The organism is Micromonospora sp. DT233 (genome assembly GCF_049841815.1).
In the GTDB taxonomy this organism is placed as follows: Bacteria; Actinomycetota; Actinomycetes; order Mycobacteriales; family Micromonosporaceae; genus Micromonospora.
Window position 1 is genome coordinate 166968 of the sequence record NZ_JBNCLB010000004.1, and the last position, 18535, is coordinate 185502.

General features: G+C 68.6%; 15 protein-coding genes and 1 pseudogene. 7 read left to right on the forward strand and 9 right to left on the reverse strand.

Annotation, left to right across the window (positions count from 1 at the left end):
* Positions 1-4: 4 nt before the first annotated feature.
* Positions 5-3727, reverse strand: coding sequence for an AAA family ATPase (locus tag ACLQ2V_RS11890; RefSeq protein WP_425718486.1), 3723 nt, complete (start codon positions 3725-3727; stop codon positions 5-7).
* Between the two features lie 393 nt (positions 3728-4120).
* Here ACLQ2V_RS11890 and ACLQ2V_RS11895 point away from each other — a divergent pair, with 393 nt between their 5' ends.
* The 3 genes from ACLQ2V_RS11895 to ACLQ2V_RS11905 are packed head-to-tail and all read left to right on the forward strand — an operon-like array spanning position 4121 to position 9131.
* Positions 4121-6172 carry an AAA family ATPase gene (locus ACLQ2V_RS11895; protein ID WP_425718825.1) on the forward strand — a complete coding sequence of 684 codons (2052 nt, stop codon included), beginning with the start codon at positions 4121-4123 and terminating at the stop codon, positions 6170-6172.
* A complete protein-coding gene (locus tag ACLQ2V_RS11900; RefSeq protein WP_425718487.1) occupies positions 6169-7362 on the forward strand; it encodes an McrC family protein in 1194 nt (397 codons plus the stop codon). Before ACLQ2V_RS11895 ends, ACLQ2V_RS11900 begins: the two co-directional genes overlap by 4 nt.
* A gap of 41 nt (positions 7363-7403) precedes the next feature.
* The gene (locus ACLQ2V_RS11905) at positions 7404-9131 is read left to right on the forward strand and encodes an AIPR family protein (protein ID WP_425718488.1); all 1728 of its coding nucleotides are present in this window, start codon (positions 7404-7406) and stop codon (positions 9129-9131) included.
* 63 nt (positions 9132-9194) lie between these two features.
* Here the strand turns inward: ACLQ2V_RS11905 and ACLQ2V_RS11910 are convergent, their stop codons facing one another.
* The 7 genes and pseudogenes from ACLQ2V_RS11910 to ACLQ2V_RS11940 all read right to left on the reverse strand — a co-directional run bounded on the left by ACLQ2V_RS11910 (position 9195) and on the right by ACLQ2V_RS11940 (position 14521).
* Positions 9195-11348, reverse strand: coding sequence for a UvrD-helicase domain-containing protein (locus ACLQ2V_RS11910; RefSeq protein ID WP_425718489.1), 2154 nt, complete (start codon positions 11346-11348; stop codon positions 9195-9197).
* Positions 11349-11701: 353 nt separating this feature from the next.
* Complete coding sequence (locus ACLQ2V_RS11915; RefSeq protein WP_425718490.1) at positions 11702-12046, reverse strand: hypothetical protein; 345 nt, start codon at positions 12044-12046, stop codon at positions 11702-11704.
* Between the two features lie 173 nt (positions 12047-12219).
* Positions 12220-12884, reverse strand: a pseudogene (locus ACLQ2V_RS11920) (dihydrofolate reductase family protein).
* The gene (locus tag ACLQ2V_RS11925; RefSeq protein WP_425718491.1) at positions 12884-13390 is read right to left on the reverse strand and encodes an SRPBCC family protein; all 507 of its coding nucleotides are present in this window, start codon (positions 13388-13390) and stop codon (positions 12884-12886) included. Before ACLQ2V_RS11925 ends, ACLQ2V_RS11920 begins: the two are co-directional and overlap by 1 nt.
* 3 nt (positions 13391-13393) lie before the next feature.
* Positions 13394-13735, reverse strand: a complete 342-nt coding sequence (locus tag ACLQ2V_RS11930) for an ArsR/SmtB family transcription factor (RefSeq protein WP_425718492.1) — start codon at positions 13733-13735, stop codon at positions 13394-13396.
* Positions 13736-13805: 70 nt separating this feature from the next.
* Positions 13806-14324 (reverse strand): TetR/AcrR family transcriptional regulator, encoded by a 519-nt coding sequence (locus ACLQ2V_RS11935; RefSeq protein ID WP_425718493.1) that lies wholly within the window; start codon positions 14322-14324, stop codon positions 13806-13808.
* On the reverse strand, positions 14321-14521 hold the full coding sequence (locus tag ACLQ2V_RS11940) for a hypothetical protein (protein ID WP_425718494.1): 201 nt from the start codon (positions 14519-14521) through the stop codon (positions 14321-14323). Before ACLQ2V_RS11940 ends, ACLQ2V_RS11935 begins: the two co-directional genes overlap by 4 nt.
* Positions 14522-14680: 159 nt before the next feature.
* Here ACLQ2V_RS11940 and ACLQ2V_RS11945 point away from each other — a divergent pair, with 159 nt between their 5' ends.
* Positions 14681-15031, forward strand: a complete 351-nt coding sequence (locus tag ACLQ2V_RS11945) for a DUF2203 domain-containing protein (RefSeq protein ID WP_425718495.1) — start codon at positions 14681-14683, stop codon at positions 15029-15031.
* A 121-nt stretch (positions 15032-15152) separates the two neighbouring features.
* On the opposite strand, the gene ACLQ2V_RS11950 is transcribed toward ACLQ2V_RS11945, so the two are convergent.
* A complete protein-coding gene (locus tag ACLQ2V_RS11950; protein ID WP_425718496.1) occupies positions 15153-16136 on the reverse strand; it encodes a threonine ammonia-lyase in 984 nt (327 codons plus the stop codon).
* Between the two features lie 202 nt (positions 16137-16338).
* Between ACLQ2V_RS11950 and ACLQ2V_RS11955 the strand changes: the two genes are divergently transcribed.
* From ACLQ2V_RS11955 to ACLQ2V_RS11965, 3 genes are all read left to right on the forward strand, one after another.
* The gene (locus ACLQ2V_RS11955) at positions 16339-16911 is read left to right on the forward strand and encodes a TetR/AcrR family transcriptional regulator (protein ID WP_425718497.1); all 573 of its coding nucleotides are present in this window, start codon (positions 16339-16341) and stop codon (positions 16909-16911) included.
* Positions 16908-17918, forward strand: a complete 1011-nt coding sequence (gene gap / locus ACLQ2V_RS11960; protein WP_425718498.1) for a type I glyceraldehyde-3-phosphate dehydrogenase — start codon at positions 16908-16910, stop codon at positions 17916-17918. Before ACLQ2V_RS11955 ends, gap begins: the two co-directional genes overlap by 4 nt.
* Positions 17919-18003: 85 nt before the next feature.
* Positions 18004-18489, forward strand: coding sequence for a GNAT family N-acetyltransferase (locus ACLQ2V_RS11965; protein ID WP_425718499.1), 486 nt, complete (start codon positions 18004-18006; stop codon positions 18487-18489).
* Positions 18490-18535: the final 46 nt, after the last annotated feature.

An 18535-nucleotide genomic window follows, 5' to 3' on the forward strand; every position in this document is an offset into this window, starting at 1 on the left:
CGTTTCACTCGCGGGATCGGGCCGCGCTCGGTGTGGCCTTCTTGGCCGCCCGCCTGGACGGGATCCGTGGACCCGTCGGGCCTGCTCCTAGCACGGACCGAGCCACCTCGGTCCAGCCCGGTACGTCCACCCCCTGCTGATCATCGGTGCACAGCAGCGTGCCGGCGGGACCGCCGCCCTCCTCGTGGGGAAGAACGCCCTGTTCCCGGTACCAGCCGAGTTTCCGCTCCCAGGCCGCCCGGTACTGCGGGTTGTCGATCATTCCGAGGTGCTCCCAGTAGACCGACCGGCCGTCGTTCGTGGTGACGGTGAAATCGGGAAAGCGGGTGACCCCGTCGGACACCAGCGGCTTCTCGTACTCCCAGCTGCCAGGCACGAGGTTCTCCAGGATGCCGGCGATGATCACCTCGTTCTTGCTCCGCACCAGGACGCCGTTGGGCGCGACGTGGATGAGGTTGGTGTCGAGCACGCCCGCCGCCGTGCCGTCGGGCAACAGCACCGCTCGCGGTGCGGGAGGCGAGAAGAGGTCGGTGAGCCGCCGGGCCGTCTCCGACCCCGTGGACCGGGTCAGCTCGAACAGCTCGTCGATGGGCCGTTCGTGAAGTAGGACGACCTTGTCCTTCTGGCGGGTGAGCGCCGTGTAGAGCAGCTCCCGGGACAGCCGCCGCGACGATCCGGGAAGCAGGACGAAGACCGTGCCGAACTCCGAGCCCTGAGCCTTGTGCACAGTGATCGCCCACGCGAGCTCCAGTGCCGGATTCTCCTCGCTGTTGCCCGAATAGCCGTACGTGTGACCGACCTGCGAGGAGAATTCGACGTTCGTGTATCGCGGGGCCGCTCCCTTCGGGCGTCCCACCTGGCCGACGACCACGCCGATCTCACCGTTCGCCACGTAGTGCAGGGTGTCGGGGCCGGCAGGCCAGGCCTTCTTGCGCTGGTTGAGATTGTTGAGCACCTTGTCGCCGAGCACGATCTGCTCCGCGCCGATCGGCGCCGGCACCTTGCGTTCGTAGGGTGGACGCAGCGCGTCCTTGAGCGCCTTACCGCGATGCTTGCGCTTGAGGCGACGATTCACCTCGATCGTGCCCCATGGACTGGTCCGGGTGGGGGAGAGGATTTGCCACTCCTCGGAACGTTCGCCGGCACCCTTGTCACCGGTCGGGAAGTTGACCCAGGGAGCGTTCTCCCGGCCGCCGTAGGAGAGCTCGAACCGCGCCGACGCCTTTGGGCCGGTGATGTCGAGTTCGGCGGCCAGCGCATCGTCAATGGCCTGCTCCGGGCGGGCCGTCCCCCACGGGCGGGCCGCGAGTGTCGCCATCTCGGTGCCCTGACGCAGCCGCTGCCAGACCTCCTCGAAGCCGTCCGGAATCTCGTCGCCGGCGAACCACCCGGCGAGCATGAGATCGTCGCGGACCTGGCCGGACTGACGCCGCAGCACGGTGAGCTCGGCGTAGCCGGGGGCGACCCGCGGAAAGGCGGGCACCTCCGATGCGCCGAGAAGCCGGTTGATGAGGTCGACGAAAGGCCGGCCCGCCCCGATCGGCGGCAGTTGGCGCGGGTCGCCGACGAGGACGAGCCGGTCGGGCGCGTGCAGCGCATCGAGGAGAGCCGCCAGCTGCTCCTCCGTCAGCATCGACGACTCGTCGACGATCACCGTGCCGAACCGGGGTGCCTTGGGCCGGTCGCCGTCGATGCAGTACGTGCCGGTGTCCGCGTCGTAGCGCCCGTACCTGCCGAGGAACTGGGCGAGGGTGTGCGCCGGCAGCCGCACCTTCTTGGTGAGCTGCACCCGGGCCTTGCCGGTGGGAGCCAGGAGCAGGACGCCGGCGCCGTGCACCGCCGGGTGATTGGCGAGAGCTCTGATCAGCGTGGTCTTGCCGGTGCCGGCCCGGCCGTTGAGGACCGTCAGCGGTGCGCGGAACAGCTCGTCGAGCGCCGCAGCCTTCTCCTCGCGCGCACGATGCTCGGCCTCCGCGTCTGCGGCGTCGCCCGTCGAGTAGGGGGGAAGGGCCATTTCGAGCACCGCCCGTACGTCGTTTGGAGCATCGTGCCGCGTCCTGGCCAGTTGGGCGTCGACGGCTTGGCGAATAACCCGGCTCGTCGTCTCCAGACGCGTCAGCTTGAACGCCGGTGTGCCGTCGGCCAGCACCGTCCCGCACACCGGCGGCCAGTACGGCGACTCCTCGTCATAGGCGAGCATCGACGGGTGGAGTGCGTGCGCCCGCAACACCTGCTCGGTGAGGGGGCACGGCTCGACCAGCGGACGCTCCCGCACTGCGGCGAGCATCCGGTCCAGCGGCACCACCGTGTCCCCGTTCGACGCCGCTTCCTCGCACATCGCGGTCAGTAGCGCCTGCACTCGGCGTTCGTCGGCCGCGTCGACCATCGCTGACGGCTCGTCGAGAGGAAAGGCCGCGCGCACCGACGTCTCGGGGAAGCAGCCACGGTCGACGACGTCGAAGGCGACCTCGGCCGGCCCACCCAGCAGGCAGGTGAAGGCATGGTAGGGGTCCTCCAGCAGTTCCCCGGGCTCCAGGGCGATCTCAGTCTCACCGGCCACCAGCGCATGGGCCTGCTCGGCGGTGAGGTTGAACCGCGACAGCAGCTTGAGGGAACCGAGTTCGTCAGCGCTCAGTTGCCGCCAAACTTTTCGCGGCGTGCCGCTCAGCTTCTTCGCCAGCTCCGGGCTCAGCGTCGCGGGCTCGTTCATGGCGTCATCGAGGAAATCCCAGGGGTCCACGCCCTCCGGGGTCAGCCGGGAGATCGCGCGGGCCACCACCGGGCCGTGGGGCACCGTAAGGGCCTCCAACACCGCACCGAGGCCGGGAGCGGGGCCACGCATCGTCCAGAGCTCGGCAATGCGCCCGGACAACCAGTCCATCGAGGCGGGTGGCACTTCCAGGCCCAGGTCCAGGCAGTGCTCGGCTGCGCGATAGAGCCGTTCCAGCGCGGCGATGGCCGTGTCGTCCGAGACATGCTCGGTGACGTACATGAACTCGCGACCGCCGTACTCCGGCGCCCAGGCCAGGGCGTCGCCGAGTTCGTCCGGATCGAGTTCGAGGGCGGCCAAATCGGCCATCGGCAGGAGAACACCGTCGACGCCGTCGGGCCGAAGCGAATGCCGGACGTTGGTCTCCCACATGTGGTTGGGAAACGGCGTCTGCCCGGTCGTCTTCCAGTCATCAGGAAGATCGATGTCGGTGATCCGGGCCGCGCCGACCAGGAGGCTTCGGCCGCCGCTGGTCCCGGCTGCGGTGAAAGGCGAGTGCTTCAGGTAGAAGAAGACGAGGCCCCCCGGCTGAACTTCGGCGAAGAAGCGGGTGATCAACGCGCGCTGGTTGTCACCGTGGATGACCCACTGCGGAGTGAACCTCAGCGCATCGTTGACGAGTTCCTCGAACTCCTCGTGATATTCCACGTCGACGGACCGCACAACGGCCGGCACGTTGCTGCGGTGCAGCCAGAAGTACGGTGTCGCGTGCACCCCGTACGCGGGCACGACCAGGGTAGTCGGCTGGAGCCGGCCCTTGAGCGCCGGTTTGTGGCGGTACGGGTGTTCCTTCGTGAGCTGGTAGCTGTGCGGGCTCATGAAGGAGGCCCGCTCGGCGACGCAGGGTAGTTTGTTGGGGTTGACCAGTTCGATCGGCTTGCCCGCGTGGGTGGCCTCGTAGTCGTCGTCGCGGCCGTCGCCGATGTTCTTCAGCAGGATGCACGAGGCATTGTCCAACGGGCGTTGGCAGACGGTTCCGGCCCAGCCGCCGTCGTGCCACGGCACTCGTACCGAGAGATGTAGGCCAGCACTCATCGCAATCAACCCTCCGCGAGAGGACCCGCCGATCGCTGTTGGCGGACCCGAGCGAGCCCCTTGTATACCGCACGGCCATGAAAAACGATGGATCGAATCGGCGGGGAAAGCGGCGATTGGGCCTTTTGGCGGTGGAACATGGCGACCCGGCGAGTTCGCCAGGACCAGATGACGACGGCGTGCAGCCGTCCTTGCCGGCGTCCACGCCGATTCCACGTAGCTCTGCCGGGCCCTCGGCCGTAGGCTGTGTTGATCATCGATCGCCATGCCCGGAAGGTCAGCGTGATGTCAGAGAGTATCCGGAACGGGTTGCTGGTGCGCACCTGCCTGGAGGTGTTGCGCGACGGCGGTGAGCGGATGCACGGCAGAGCGGTGCTCGATGAGGTCGCCAACCGACTCGACCTGACGGATACCGAGCTGAAGCCGCACAAGAGCGGCGTGCCCGCTTGGAACGTGGCGGCGAGGTTCCACACCGGAGACGCCGCGACGGCAGGATGGTTGGTGAAGCGCGACGGCCTGTGGTGGATCACCGAGGCCGGCCGGAGGGCCCTGGACACCTATCGGGGCCCCGACGACTTGTACGCCGAAATCAGTCGCCGGTATCGCGAGGTGTACCGAAGGCGCAAGCAAGCCCGCAAGAAGTACGAGAGCAAGCTGCAGACCCTCGCCAGTGCACTCGAACTCGTTCCGGCCGGCTCCTGGACCGCGTACGACGACCTTGCCGACCTTGTCGACGGCTCGGCCGACGAGATCGCCCACCTGCTCGCCGAAACGTATGTCGAGAAGTCGCACCGGGTTCTCCAAGCAGATGGTCAGGTGCCGACCGCGATGCATCAACACTTCAAGTATCGCGGTGGTGACGTGCGCGGGCAGTTGATCGGGGAGGGCGTCGAGTTCGAGGGTCGGCACGCCAACGCCGAGCAACGGATCACCGCCGAATTCCTGCGGGAACGGCTGACGGAGGCCGAGACCATCGGGCCGGAGAACGCGGCCCGCCGGGCCTGGCTGGTGCGCGGCTCGAATGTCGATGGTGTCGACCTCGTGCCGGTGTGGTTGGCGCAGGGCTGGGTGTCCCTCGCGGCTTCACAGCTGCCGGAGTTGGACGAGGAGGTGCAGTCGCAGCGCCTTCAGCAGGTCGTCGAGGAGGAGTATCGGCACAAGAGCTACTCGGTGCGGGAAAAGCTACTCGGCTACTTCAGCGCCTTCCTCCGCAAGATGCGACCGGGCGACTATCTGATGACCATGCATCGGGGCGAGGTGTACCTCGGTCAGGTAGACGGGCCCGCCTACTTCGTCGAGTCGCCGGACCGGCGGTCGAATCTTCGCCGCCCAGCGCGATGGCTGAACACGGGATCCCCCCGGGATCTCACGGACCTGGCCGGGCCGTTACCCACCTTGACGCAGAGCCAGGACGACCTGATCGACCTGACCGACGCCCTCGATGCCCTGGATCGGCTCTTCGCCGACCTGGTGCTGGAGCAGCCGGTGCTCGAACCGGCCCCGGAGGCACGGCTGGCCGACGTCACCACGCAGCACGCCGACGAGGTGTTGACCGACATCGAGTGGCTGGCCGACCTGCGTGACCTGCTCGCCGAGCGCCGGCAGCTGATTCTGTACGGGCCGCCGGGGACTGGCAAGACGTACCTGGCCCAGAAGCTGGCTGCCCGGCTGACCGAGCCGCACGCGGTGAAGCTGATCCAGTTCCACCCGTCCTACACCTATGAAGACTTCTTCGAGGGCTTCCGTCCGGAGAGTGGTGACGACGGGACGCTACGGTTCAAGCTCACCTCCGGTCCGTTGCGCCAGCTGGCAGACGACGCCCGAGAACACCCCTCCATCGCGTACATTCTGATCATCGACGAGATCAACCGAGGTAATCTCGCGAAGATCTTCGGCGAGTTGTACTTCCTGCTCGAGTATCGCGAGAAGCACATCCGGCTGCAGTATTCGGCGGAGGACTTCACCCTGCCGACGAACCTCTACCTCATCGGCACCATGAACACCGCAGATCGGTCCATCGCCCCGGTCGACGCGGCGATGCGGCGTCGGTTCGCGTTCGTCGAGTTGCACCCGGCGAAGCCCCCGGTCGCGGGGTTGCTGCGCCGCTGGTTGGACCGGGAGGGCCTGGCCTCGGACGCGCCGGAGCTGCTCGATGCGCTCAACGGCCGGCTCGACGACGCCGACTACGCGGTCGGCCCGTCGTACTTCATGCGGAAGTCGGTGCACACGGCCCCGGGCGGGTTGGACCGTGTCTGGCGGCACGACATCCTGCCGCTGCTCGTCGAGCACCACTATGCGGACGACATCGACGTCGAACAGCGGTACGGCCTCGACGCGTTGCGCCAGTCGCTGCCTCCCCAGCCATGATCGTGCTCCGGCTGCGCGAGGCCGGTCCCGCCGTCCAGGTGCGCCTCGACGCCGACGAGGCACGCCGGCTGGCGGCGGCCGGGGTTGTCGACGTACGGCCCGGACCGGCTGCCGGACTATGGGCTGTGCGTGCCGCCAAGAGGGTCGGCGCGGCCCGGATCGGCAACGTCGAGCTCTACATCGAGCCCAAGGTGCCGATCGCGCGACTGCTGTTCCTCGCCGGTTACGCCCGTGACCCCAAAGGATGGCGCGATGAGAGCGTGCCGTTGGCGGAACACGCGGGTCTGGTGCCGGCGCTCGCCGCTGCCCTGTGGCGGCAGGCCGACCGGGCGCTGCGCCAAGGCTTGCTTCAGGGGTACCGAACGGTCGACGACACCTCGCCGGTTCTTCGCGGTCGTCTCCGCGAGTCCGCACAATTGAATCGGCGGGCCGGCCTGCCCCTGCCGCTCGAGATTCGGCACGACGAGTACACGGTCGACATCCCGGAGAATCGGATCCTCGCGACCGCCGTCGACCGGATGCTGCGGGTTCCTGGGGTCGATGCCGTGTCCCGGCGGATGCTTCGACACCTCGCCGCCCGCCTGGCCGGCATTACCCGGCTGCGACCCGGGGAGCGTGTGCCGCAGTGGCATCGGACGCGGCTCAACGAACGGCTTGTCATCGCGCTTCGGCTCGCCGAGCTGGTGCTTGCCGATTGCTCCATCGAGGCGGGCCGGGGTGGGGTCCTGGCCAACGCCTTCCTGCTCGACATGTGGCGGGTGTACGAGGACTTCCTCTCGGTCGCACTCCGTGCCGCGATCGAGTCGACGCACGGCGGCGCGGTCGTCTTTCAGGCGCGTCACCATCTCGATGATCGGCGTCGCCTGGAACTGCGACCGGACATCGTGTGGCTGCGGGGCCGGGCCGAGACGGGCGCGGTGGTGGACGCCAAGTACAAGGCCGACACCGTCCGTGAGGACGCCTACCAGATGCTCGCCTACTGCGTTGCCTACCGGCTGACCCGAGGGCACCTGGTCTACGCCTTCGGCGAGCCGGCGCAAAGGCGGCATTTCGTTCCCAACGCCGGCATCGAGATCGTCTGTCATTCGCTCGACTTGACTGCCGAGCCCTCGGAACTCCTGGCCCGCATCCGGGTCCTCGCCGAGGAGATCACCCGCGGGGGTCCTGCGTGGACGTCCGCCCTTCGCTAGGGTGGCCTCACACAAGGAGATCAGGGCACCCGGAGGTGGGCGTGGACTTCATTCTCGAGGGCTGGACCAAGCAGTTCCAGAAGGAGCAGGAACTGAGCGCGCTCAGCGATGCCGAGGCTTTCGAAGCCTTCGCCGGGTTTTGCGTGCTGAGCAGCTACCACGAGGATGATTTCAACCCGGACCAGTTCCGCATGGGTGGCGGGCTCGACCTTGGGATCGACGTTGCCGCCGTCATCGTCAACGGGGATCTTTTCGGTGATGCCGAGGATGTCCGCGATGCGGTGGGCAAGGCCAAGCAGCTCGAGGTCCGTTTCGTCGTCGTGCAGGCCAAGCGGAGTGAGAAGTTCGAGACGAAGGTGTTCACGGATCTCGCGGACAACCTTGTGCAGGTCTTTCGGCGGGAGCCCATGACCTACAAGGCCTCGGAGGAGGTAGCGAACTTCCGAGCCTGTGTCGACGCGGTCTACGGAGACGTCAAAAAGCTGAGCAAGGGCCTGCCGAAGTTGGCGGTTCACTACGTCACCACGGGCTCTCCCGGGGACAACCTGCTCGACGAAAAGCGGCTCACCGCCGCACAGCGGCTGCGCGAGCTGAACATGTTCGACGATGTGGACGTCGTCGCTGTGGGCGCCAACCAGTTGCGCGGCCTGTACAAGAAGGCTTCTGAAGCAGTCGGCGCGGGTTTCACGATGCCGAAGAAGTTGCCACTGCCCAAGATTCCCGGCGTCGAACAGGCGTTCATCGGCGTGCTGCCTGCGCGAGAGTTGGTCGAGCAGGTTCTGACCGACCCGAATGGTGGAATCCGCAAAGTTCTGTTCTACGAAAATGTCCGCGATTTCCAGGGTTACAACGCGGTCAACCAGGAAATCCGTCGAACTCTTCAAGATCAGGATCGCCGTGATCGCTTCGCGGTGCTGAACAACGGAATCACCATCGTCGCGAGGGAGTTGACCACCGCCGGTGAGGAGGTCCACATCCGTGACTTTCAGATCGTCAACGGCTGTCAAACCTGTCACGTGCTCTTCGATCAACGGAAGACTCTGTCGGACGGAGTGCAGGTCAACGTCCGGCTGATCCAGTCGAACGATGATGACGTCATCGGTGGCATCATCGCTGCCACCAACCGGCAGACGGCGGTCACTGAGGACGACCTGGCGGCGCGCGAATCGTTCCACAAAATCCTCGAAGATTACTTCGCCGCTCAGCCGGAGGCCCGCCGTCTGTACTACGAGCGGCGGTCCCGCCAGTACACCGGCGTCACGAGTGTCGAACGGACCCGGGTCGTCACCCGAGCTCAGCTGACCAAGGCGTACGCGGCAATGGTCCTCGACCAGCCTGCCGGAACAGGCCGCTACGTGCAGCTGAAGAGCAAGCATGCGAAGACGCTCTTTCAGCCACACCACGACCCGCACGTCTACTATGCCGCCGCAGCGGCGTTCTACCGGCTGGAGTGGATCTTTAGAAACAAGCAACTGTTCTGGGGTTATCGTGCAGCGCGTTACCATCTGCTGGCCGCACTCAAGGCCCGATTGGTGGGTGTGGGGCACTGGCCTCAAAAGTCCGCCGGCAAGGATGCCTGCGACAATATTCTCAACGTGGTGTGGAACCCCCTGGAATCCGAGCATCACTTCAGGGAACTGCTGTTGGTCGTGGTGGCAGCGCACAAGGATGTCGCGCGTGAACGTCCGGGCACGCTGCTGAGCGATCTCGTCCGCACCGAGTACTTCGCGGATCGCGTGCGTCGCGGAGCTTCCGGGCTCTCGTCGTGACCGACGGAGCCTGATCGAGCAGCCCCCAGCGCGGGGAGGCCCTGACAGCCTCCCCGCCGCTGCTTACCGTGCGGGAGCGGGCTTCACCGACGTGCGCGTCAGCGTGGACGGCAAAAGTGCACTGGGCGCGCCGACCCAACCGAGCCAGAGCCCATCGCGTGCCCGAGTGATGGCCACGAAGAGCTGCCGACGTACCAGCGCGATTCGCTCCGCGTGGGCTTCGGCGTCCTCACCGCGCGTCGGGCGCTCGGACAGGCCTCCGGAGTCCAGCCGGGGGAGGAAGATCCGCTTGAACTCCAGCCCCTTGGCCCGTTGGTAGGTGCCAACCTTGACCAGAGCCGTGGGGCTCCCCTCGTAGTCCTCCAAGCGTTGCGCCGGCAGGCCAAGTGAATCGATCAGGTCCGTGTAATGCCTCGCGAGCGCATGGGTCGGAACGAGCACAGCGAGATCACCGATCCCGGTGCCGTCCTCGATAGCGGCTTCGATTGCCGCCGCCAGCGCGAGGTCATGCTCCTCCTCGTTGGCGTTGCCGAGGAGGATCGGGGCAGCTCCGGTGCGGGAGAGCTGGATGTTGCGGAGCGCCGGTTCGGGTCGGTCGCCGCCGTCGTCGAACGGATGGCCGTCCACGACCGCTTGCGCGACCTCGTACACCTGCCGAGTGTTGCGGTAGTTGTGGGTCAAGACGTGGGATCGACCGCGCACCTGCACGTCAAGCGCGGCCAGGTTGAATCCGCCAGGATAGATCGACTGTTGTCCGTCGCCGACGAGCAGGAGCCCGTTGGGCCGATTGCCCACCAGGGCGTGGAGGAGGCGCAGCGCCGCCTCGGTGAGATCCTGCGCCTCATCGACGATGACCGCGTCGTACTCGGACGGAGCGTTCGTCGCCACCTCGTGGGCCTGTAGGAGCACGTCCGTGAAGTCGGCTACGCCCCGCTCGCGCAGCTCGGTCGCATATTCGGTGGCCAGCCGCCATACGTCGGTGCGAAGATCGCTGGAAAGCCGGGTTCCGCGTCCGTTGCGTTCCAAGGCAAGGTACGCCTCCAAGTCGCGCAGGGCCCGACCACGGATGACCCAGTCCACCTCCTCCCACAGATAGGTCGCACCAATTCCGGCCTTCTTCAGGACGCTTTTCGTGGTGACCACGCGGCCGTATGCGGCCCGCCAAGCCCGCTCCGCCTCGCGCGGGTCGACCCGAATCCGCACTCCATGCCGGCGTAGATACTGCAGCGCCCAGCGGTGCACGTTGGCGAATTCCACAGCATCCCGCTGCGCGGGAGCGAAGCGGGCGAAGATCTGTTGATAGACCTCGGGCAGGTTGCGGACGTAGGTGGTGACCAGCACCCTGTGGCCCAGCCGGGCAAGAGCTTTCGCCCGGTGCAGGGCGACGACCGTCTTCCCCGTTCCTGCACCACCGCGGATGCGGGCCGGCCCGTTGTACGAGCGGTCGACCAGATCCTGCTGCGCTGGGTCCAGGTAGACCATCCAGTCCTCAATTGGTCTGGCCAGCCAGTCCGCGAGGCGGTCTGCGGGTACGGGCACGAATTCCGGGCTGCTCCGAGGGGTGCTCAGAGCCTCGGCGAGCCGTCCGTCCTGGGGGATGGAAGGCTCGGCCGCGAGGGGCAGCGTCTCATCGGGCGCTGGGCTGGCCGGTTCGCCGGTCGGATCGGCGTACATTGCGAGGTTCATCGCCACTTGCCAGGCATCTTGCCGCATGTGCCGATCCAGTGACGTGAGGTCCCCGTCGTCGTTCAGTTGGCGTAAAACCCGGATCTCGTGAGGAGCGAAGCCGAACGCGGTGAGTTCCCCGTCGTTCCACGCCATGAAGAGGCGGCCCTCCTCCGCCCGGCGTTTGGCGTAGGGCACGTCCCGCCCGGTCTCCGGGTCCTCATCGATGACCCGTAGCACGTTTTGCGTGTCGTCGATTTCGAGCCGCAGCCGCTCGGCTCGGCGATAGACGGCGTCGTGCTCGCCGAAGAGCAGCAGCACGATGACAGTTCCCACCCGTCGCCAGATCAGCCGGTGTCCCTGGTTGGTGACGTATGAGGTGAACGTCTCCGACTGTGCTCTACGCACGGCATGTGTCTGCAGCCGAGGATTGCCGAACGGCTTGACCGCGAGCTCGGTCAACGCTTGAGAGAGCGCAGCAAGAACTTCTGGCCGGGAGTGGTAGCGCTGGACGCAGTCGTAGAAACTTGGGGTGAAGCGGTGGTCGAACATCGGTGCCCCACCTTTCCAGCGTCAGTACAGACCGAGGATGTGCGCGAACCAATCCTAGGACGTGTCTCGTAAGTGGGGTCGCCCGAGCCGGTACCGGCGTGTCGATGATCAGCACCGCACCGCCCGCTACCACGTGCGCCGTGCATGAGCGGCCAGTTCGCGGTCACGGCACCCGAGATGGCCTCAAATCGATGTGGCGATCACGCAGTCTCCCGGCAGACGACATATCGATGCAGCGTGACGCCCCCATCGAACGAAGCTTGCTCGATTAGGGCCAGGCCCGTGGCCCGTCGCCTGAGTCGAACAGGGGCCGGCCCGTGCCGAGAATGACGGGGTGGGTGGAGAGCAGGAGCTCATCGAGCAGCCCCACGCGGAGCAGCTGTGTGGCGAGAGAGTGCACCGCCGACGCCGATGTCACCGGCGCTGTCGTCGCACAGTCGAGCGAGTTGCTCCATCGCGTCACCGTCCCGGCCGATGGCCCGGGTGTTGTGCGGGGCGTCGGTCCGCGTGCGGGGCGCGAGGACCTTCGGCTTCGACGTCCACATCTCGCCGTATTCGCGGAGGTAGTCGGGCAGTGCGTCGTCTTGGCGCGCGGCCGGAAAGATCTTCTGCATCGTCTCGTAGATCGTGCGGCCCTGGACCATCGACGTCAGCCTTGCGGCCCGCGCGTTGAACTCCCGATGCAGCGGTTCCCCCATACGGAGCCAGTTTCCGCCCCCCTTCCTCGCCGGTGGCGTGCTCGATCTTCAGGTCGAGGGAGACGTTTATCCAGTACACGAAGCGGCCGGGCATCTGCGCTCCTCCTGGTATTGGTCTGCAATTGCCACTTTTTCGAGATGCGCGTCGCGCTCCGATCGGGCGGGCGGTGCGCCTACCGTGGCCGTACCGCGTACGTCAGGTGCGTCGCCCGCGACGACGGCTCCGAACGAATTTGCTCCAGCGCGATCCTGGACGCGTCCACGCCGTCGAACAGGCGGGTGCCGGCCCCGAAGAGCACGGGCGACAGCACTATCGAGAACTCGTCGACCAGGCCGGCATTGAGGTACTGCAGGATCGTCTCACTGCCGCCGGCGATGCGGACGTCGCGGTCGCCGGCGGCCTCGCAGGCCTGATCGAGCGCGGAGGCGATGCCGTCGTTGACGAAGTGGAAGGTGGTCCCGCCCAGCCGCTCCCACGGGTCACACCTGGTGTGCGTGACGACGAAGACGGGGGCGTGGAAGGCGGCTCCGGCGGCCATGAGTGCTCGCCGAGGTCGAACATGCGCTTGCCCATGACGCTCGCCCCGGTGCGCTCGAACGTTTCCCGCACGATCTCGTTTTCGCGCCCCTCCTCGCCGCCCTCGCCGAGCTTCAGGTTCTCCCGGAAGTACCGCTGCGGGAAGATCCACGCCTGCAGCTCCATTCACTGCGCCATCCAGCGTCCCAGCCTCGGGTCCTGCTCCCGCTGCTCGGGCGTGGCGAAGAGGCCTTCCATCGATTCGGGCGCGCTGAAGCCGTCCAGCGACATCGACACGCTGAAGAAGACCTTGCCGGCCATCAGCCCCGCGCCCCGTTCCGAAGGGTCTCGGTGACGTAGGCCGCCAGGTTGCCCAGGGTCTGCTGGCCGCCCTCGATCGCGTGGTACTTCTCGACCGCCTCGTCGCGCAGCTCCTTGGTGGGGAAGACCGTGCGCATCACGACCCGGGTCGCCGTACCGTCCGGGGTGAAGGCCAGGGTCGACACGAAGGCGTTCGGGTCGTCGCGGGACTCGCCATGCAGCAGCGCGATCCACTCCGGCGCGACGATCTCGGTCCAGGTGATCCATTCGGAGTAGTCGGTGCCGTCCGGCCCGTGCATCATGAAGGCCCACTCGCCGCCGACGCGGAACTCGAAGGACCGGGTGGTGGTGGTGAACCCCTCCGGACCCCACCACTGCGACAGGTGCCGCACCTCGGTGAACGCCTCGAAGACCAGCTCCCGGGGGGCGTCGACGACCCGGGAGATCGTGACCTCCCGGTCGGCCGTCGTCGGCTCCGCCTGCGTTTTCTGCTCTGCTTCCGCCATCGGTCACTCCTCCTGTTGGGTCTGCTTCAGGTCCTGCACGTAGCTGTCCAGCCGGTCGAAACTGTCGTTCCAGAACCGCTCGAACCCGCCGACCCACTCGTGGATCGGCCGCAGCCCGCGGGCGTCCAGGGCGTAGAGGCGCTGCTTGCCGGCCTCGCGGACCCGCACCAGCCCCACCTCCCGGAGCACCCGCAGGTGCTTGGACGCCTGCGGCTGGCTCATCCCCAGCTCCTGCGCCAGGTCGGTCACCGGCCACTCGCCCGCGCGCAGCAGCGCCAGGATGTTGCGGCGCTGCGGCTCGGCGATCGCGTTGAACGCGTCCGACGTCGTCGCTGCTCGTGCCATGGCGCTCATCATATTCCCATATGGGTAAGCGTCAAGCCGGCCGCCTGCGGTGGCGGCCGGCGCGCTCAGGTCAGCGGTTCGCCGCCAGTGCCGAGACGAAGGGCACGATGGTGCGCTCGACGAGCGCTCGACGCTCCGCTTGAGGCAGCGTGAGGCACTGGATGGTGACCCCGTCGATCAGCGCGAGAAGCTGCGCAGCCGCCTGCTCCGAGAGGCCTTCGTCGACGAACCAGCCGCGAAGTTTCCGATCGAGCTGCGCCGAGGTCGCCGCCAGGTCCGGGTCGACGGCCGAGATGGCGGCGTAGGCGAGCCACACGCGAGCGCGGCGTTCACTTCGATCGTCCAGGGGAAGCCACGGCCAGACGAAGTCCATCAGCGTGGTGGGCTGTGCGGCCGTGACCTCCGCGAGGAACTGTTCTCCCGCGTGGTCGAAGCCCGCGCGCACCAATTCGCTCTTCGTCCGGTAGTAGTACTGCACCTGGGCCGGTGACACGCCCGCCGCTGCGGCGACACTGCGGACGCTCAGGGCGCCGACCCCCTGCTCGGCGAGCACCGTGAGCACGCCGTCTAGCAGGCGGGTGCTGGTCATCGCTGCTGCGGCCGCCTCGCCCCGATCATCGACCATCCGGTCGCCGCGATCTCGATCAGGCCGAGCACCGCGATCACCAGACCGGCCTGGCGCAGGCCGATGACGGGGGTCTCGACGTCGAGGAACGCGAAGAACATCGCCAGGCCCCCGACGATCATGACTGTGCCGACGACGAATGCCCACCCGTGCTTGTTCATGCTGTTCCTCCGCGTCTGTACGAACGTATAGTACGAACGTATAGCGAGGGTGGGTGTCGGTCAAGGCCACCGCCGCGCGCTTACCGCCGTCGGACCGGCACGGGCGTCGACGGGGCCGACGCTGCCACGAGGAATGGAACCGTGCCCCATACTGGCGCGGTGTTCACACTCGCCCAGGCCCGGTACCTGGTGGCCACCCTGCGCCCCCGCATCGACGAGCTGGTCCGGCTCCGGGCCGACCTGGCCGAGCTGCGGGCCGACCTCACCGACGGCGGGCTGAGCCCGCTCGGCGGCCTGGCCGAGGTCAAGGGCCTGGAGGCCCGGCTGCACGGCATCGTCGACGAGCTGCACGAGCACGACATCCAGGTCAAGGGCATCGCCCCGGTGCTGCTGGACTTCCCCGGCGAGCGGGCCGGCCGCCCGGTGCTCTGGTGCTGGCTGGAGGGCGACTCCGACGTGCGGTGGTACCACCGCGTCGAGTGCGGCTTCGCCGGCCGCCGCCCGCTGTGACGGCCCGGCGCCGTCGCGCCCGGCCGAGGCCCGGTGTGACGGGTCGGCACCGCCGCGTGCCGGGCCGCCGCCCGGGGTGACGGGAAGGGCGCCGTCCTGACCGGAGCGCGGCTGAGGGCGGTCAGGCCAGGGTGGACAGGGCGGCGGGGGAGACGTTGCCGCCGCTGAGCACCAGCACCGTACGGGTGCCCGGGGCGGCGCTGACCAGCCCGGCCCGCAGCGCGGCGAGGGTGACCGCGGCGGCCGGCTCGACCAGCAGCTTCGTGGCGTCCATCAGCTCCCACCAGGCGTCCCGGATGTCGTCCTCGCGGACCTCGACCACCTCGTCCACCAGCGCCCGGACGTGGGCCAGGGTGTGTCGACCGGCGAACGGCGCGGCCAGCCCGTCCGCCATCGACCTCGGGCGCTGCGGCGGTGTCGCCTCCCCGGTGCGCAGGGCGTGGCCGATCGCGTTGGCGGTGACCGGCTCCACCCCGACGATCCGCGTCGCGGGGCCCGCCTGCGGCTCCGTCGACCCCGTCGGCCCCGAGGCCGCCGCCCGGAGCGCCGCCGCCACGCCGCTGATCAGGCCGCCGCCGCCCACCGGCACCAGGACCAGCCCCGGCGGCGGGCCGTCGGCCAGGAGTTCCCGGCCGACCGTCGCCTGACCGGCGATGACGTCGGGGTTGTCGTACGGCGGCAGCAGGTGGTATCCGCGCTCCGCCGCCAGGGTCTCGCAGGTGCCGAGCAGGTCCTCGGTGAGCACGACCTCCCCGCCGTACCGGCGGACCGCCGCGATCTTGGCCGGCACCGCGTGCGGCGGCATGCAGACCACGGTGGGCAGGCCGAACGTCCGACCGGCCCAGGCCACGGCCATCCCGTGGTTGCCGGCGGAGAAGGCGGTCAGGCCGGCCGGGGCACCGGCGCGCTCGACGAGCGCCAGCAGCGCGTTCATCGCCCCGCGCGCCTTGAAGCTGCCGGTGTGCTGCAGGTTCTCCGCCTTGACCCAGAGGTCGAGGCCGTGGGCGTCGCCGAGCCGGGGGCAGGGCATCAGCGGGGTCCGGACCACCCGCCCCGCGAGCCGTCGCTGCGCCGCCGCGATGTCGTCCGCGCTGATCAACCGCACGACCCGCAGCCTAGCCCGCGCGGCGGCGGGCATCACGGCCCCATGGTCTCCCATCGGGTGCCGGCGGCGCCCGGGGGTGATCGCGGCGATCGGCCTCGACGGGCGATCGCCTCGACGGGCAATCAAGTGAGTCGGCCGCCCACTGTACCTACTGGTATGTACACTGACGGCCATGGACTCGCGACAACTTCTGGTCGACACGATGAGCGAGCTCATGTGGGAGCGCGGCTACGCCGACACCAGCCCGCGCCACGTCCGCGAACGGTCCGGGGTGGGCCAGGGCAGCATGTACCACCACTTCCCGACCAAGCGGGACCTGGCGCTCGCCGCCCTTGAGCGCAACGTCGCCGACCTGCTGCCGGCCGCCTCGGAACTCGACGGTCCGGGTGAGCCGATGGCGCGGATCGAGGCCTACCTGATGCGCCCCCGCGACGCCCTCAAGGGCTGCAAGGTCGGCCGGATGACCCAGGACCCGCAGGTCCGCGAGGACCCGGTGCTGCTCGCCCCGGTGGCGCGCGCGTTCGCCCAGGTCCACGTCGCCTGGGCGAAGGTGCTGAGCGAGGCCGTCGCCGCCCGCGAGCTGCGCGACGACCTCGACCCCGAGGACCTCGCCCACACCCTGATGGCCGTCCTGCAGGGCGGCTACGTACTCGCGATCGCACAGCAGGACCCGGGCCCGTTCGACGCCGCCCGCGCCGGCGTCCTCAGCCTGCTCCGGGCGGCGGCACCAGCCCCGCCCCACCACGAGGGCCACAGGAGGATTGGAAAGTCATGACGGTACGCATCGGCATCAACGGGTTCGGGCGGATCGGGCGCAGCTACCTGCGCGCGGCCCTGAGGAACAACGCCGACGTCGAGGTGGTCGCGGTCAATGACCTCACCGACGCCCGCACGCTGGCCACCCTGCTCGAGTGGGACTCGGTCTCCGGTCACCTGGACGGCGTCGGCTTCGACGGCGACGCGATCGCCGTCGGGGGCACCCGGATGAGGGTCTTCGCGCACTCCGACCCGGCCACCATCCCCTGGGGTGAGGTCGGCGCCGACGTCGTCATCGAGTCCACCGGCCACTTCACCGATGGCGTCGCGGCGGCGGCCCACCTCAAGGGCGGCGCGCGGAAGGTCATCATCTCGGCGCCGGCCAAGGGGGACGTCCCCACCTTCGTGCTCGGGGTCAACGACGACCGGCTCGACCCGGACAGCCACGACGTCTTCTCCAACGGCTCGTGCACCACGAACTCGCTGGCGCCTCTCGCAAAGGTGCTCAATGACTCGTTCGGCATCGAGTCGGGACTGATGACGACGGTGCACGCCTACACGGGCGACCAGCGCCTCCACGACGCGCCGCACTCCGACCTGCGCCGGGCCCGCGCGGCAGCCGTGTCGATCATCCCGGCGTCGTCGGGCGCGGCGAAGGCGATCGGCAAGGTCATCCCCGCGCTCGACGGGCGTCTCACCGGAGCCGCGTTACGCGTTCCCATCCCGGTGGGCTCGATCACCGACCTCACCGTGGTCCTGCAGCAGCGCGCCGATGTCGAGGACGTCAACGCGGCGTTCCGCGAGGCGGCCGGCTCCCCGCAGCTGCGGCACTACCTGCAGTACTCCGAGGCGCCGCTGGTCTCTGCGGACATCGTCGGCAACCCGCACTCGACGGTCTTCGACGCGCCGCTTACCAATGCCGCCGGCAAGCAGGTCAAGGTGCTCGGCTGGTACGACAACGAGTGGGGCTTCTCCAATCGCCTCGTCGAGTTCTCCGAGCGGATCGGAGTGGCCACGGGAGCCTGAGGCGACTTCGCGCCGGCTGGATGTCCCGGGTGGAGGCCGCACCGGCAGACCCCCTGAACCACCGGGGCCGCGATATGGTCCGCAGGTGATCAACGTACGGCGGGCGGTCGTCGCGGACGCGGCCGAGGTGGTCCGGCTCCGTGGCGCGATGCTGGCGTCGATGGAGGGGGCCGAGCCCGCGCCCGGCTCCTGGCAGGACGCCGCGCGGGAGACCCTGCGCGTCCGGCTGGTCGAGCCGCAGGACGCGCTGGGCGTCTTCGTCGTGGACAAGCCGGACCGGCCGGGGGAGTTGGCGGCCGTCGCGGTGGGCACCATCGAACGTCGGCTCGGCGGCCCGGCCAACCCGAGCGGCCTGACCGGGTACGTCTTCAACGTCGTCACCGATCCCGGGTACCGGCGGCGGGGATATTCCCGGGCCTGCCTGGAGGCGCTGCTCGACTGGTACCGGAAGCGCGGCGTGGGGAAGATCGATCTGCGGGCGTCGGCGGAGGGGGAGCCGCTGTACCGGGCGCTGGGTTTCGTCCCCACCAACGGCCCCACGCTGCGGTTGAGCCTGCCGCCCGCCGACTGACGCCCCCGGCGCGGTCCGCGCCTGCTCGTTGGGCGGCGGGCGGGGG

What these genes read in the sequence shown, in the direction of transcription:
- ACLQ2V_RS11910 (WP_425718489.1), bottom strand. Translation starts at nt 11,348, where the DNA reads ATGTTCGACCACCGCTTCACCCCAAGTTTCTACGACTGCGTCCAGCGC.
- ACLQ2V_RS11935 (WP_425718493.1), bottom strand. Translation starts at nt 14,324, where the DNA reads ATGACCAGCACCCGCCTGCTAGACGGCGTGCTCACGGTGCTCGCCGAG.
- gap (WP_425718498.1), top strand. Translation starts at nt 16,908, where the DNA reads ATGACGGTACGCATCGGCATCAACGGGTTCGGGCGGATCGGGCGCAGC.
- ACLQ2V_RS11930 (WP_425718492.1), bottom strand. Translation starts at nt 13,735, where the DNA reads ATGGCACGAGCAGCGACGACGTCGGACGCGTTCAACGCGATCGCCGAG.
- ACLQ2V_RS11915 (WP_425718490.1), bottom strand. Translation starts at nt 12,046, where the DNA reads ATGGGGGAACCGCTGCATCGGGAGTTCAACGCGCGGGCCGCAAGGCTG.
- ACLQ2V_RS11955 (WP_425718497.1), top strand. Translation starts at nt 16,339, where the DNA reads ATGAGCGAGCTCATGTGGGAGCGCGGCTACGCCGACACCAGCCCGCGC.
- ACLQ2V_RS11900 (WP_425718487.1), top strand. Translation starts at nt 6,169, where the DNA reads ATGATCGTGCTCCGGCTGCGCGAGGCCGGTCCCGCCGTCCAGGTGCGC.
- ACLQ2V_RS11940 (WP_425718494.1), bottom strand. Translation starts at nt 14,521, where the DNA reads ATGAACAAGCACGGGTGGGCATTCGTCGTCGGCACAGTCATGATCGTC.
- ACLQ2V_RS11925 (WP_425718491.1), bottom strand. Translation starts at nt 13,390, where the DNA reads ATGGCGGAAGCAGAGCAGAAAACGCAGGCGGAGCCGACGACGGCCGAC.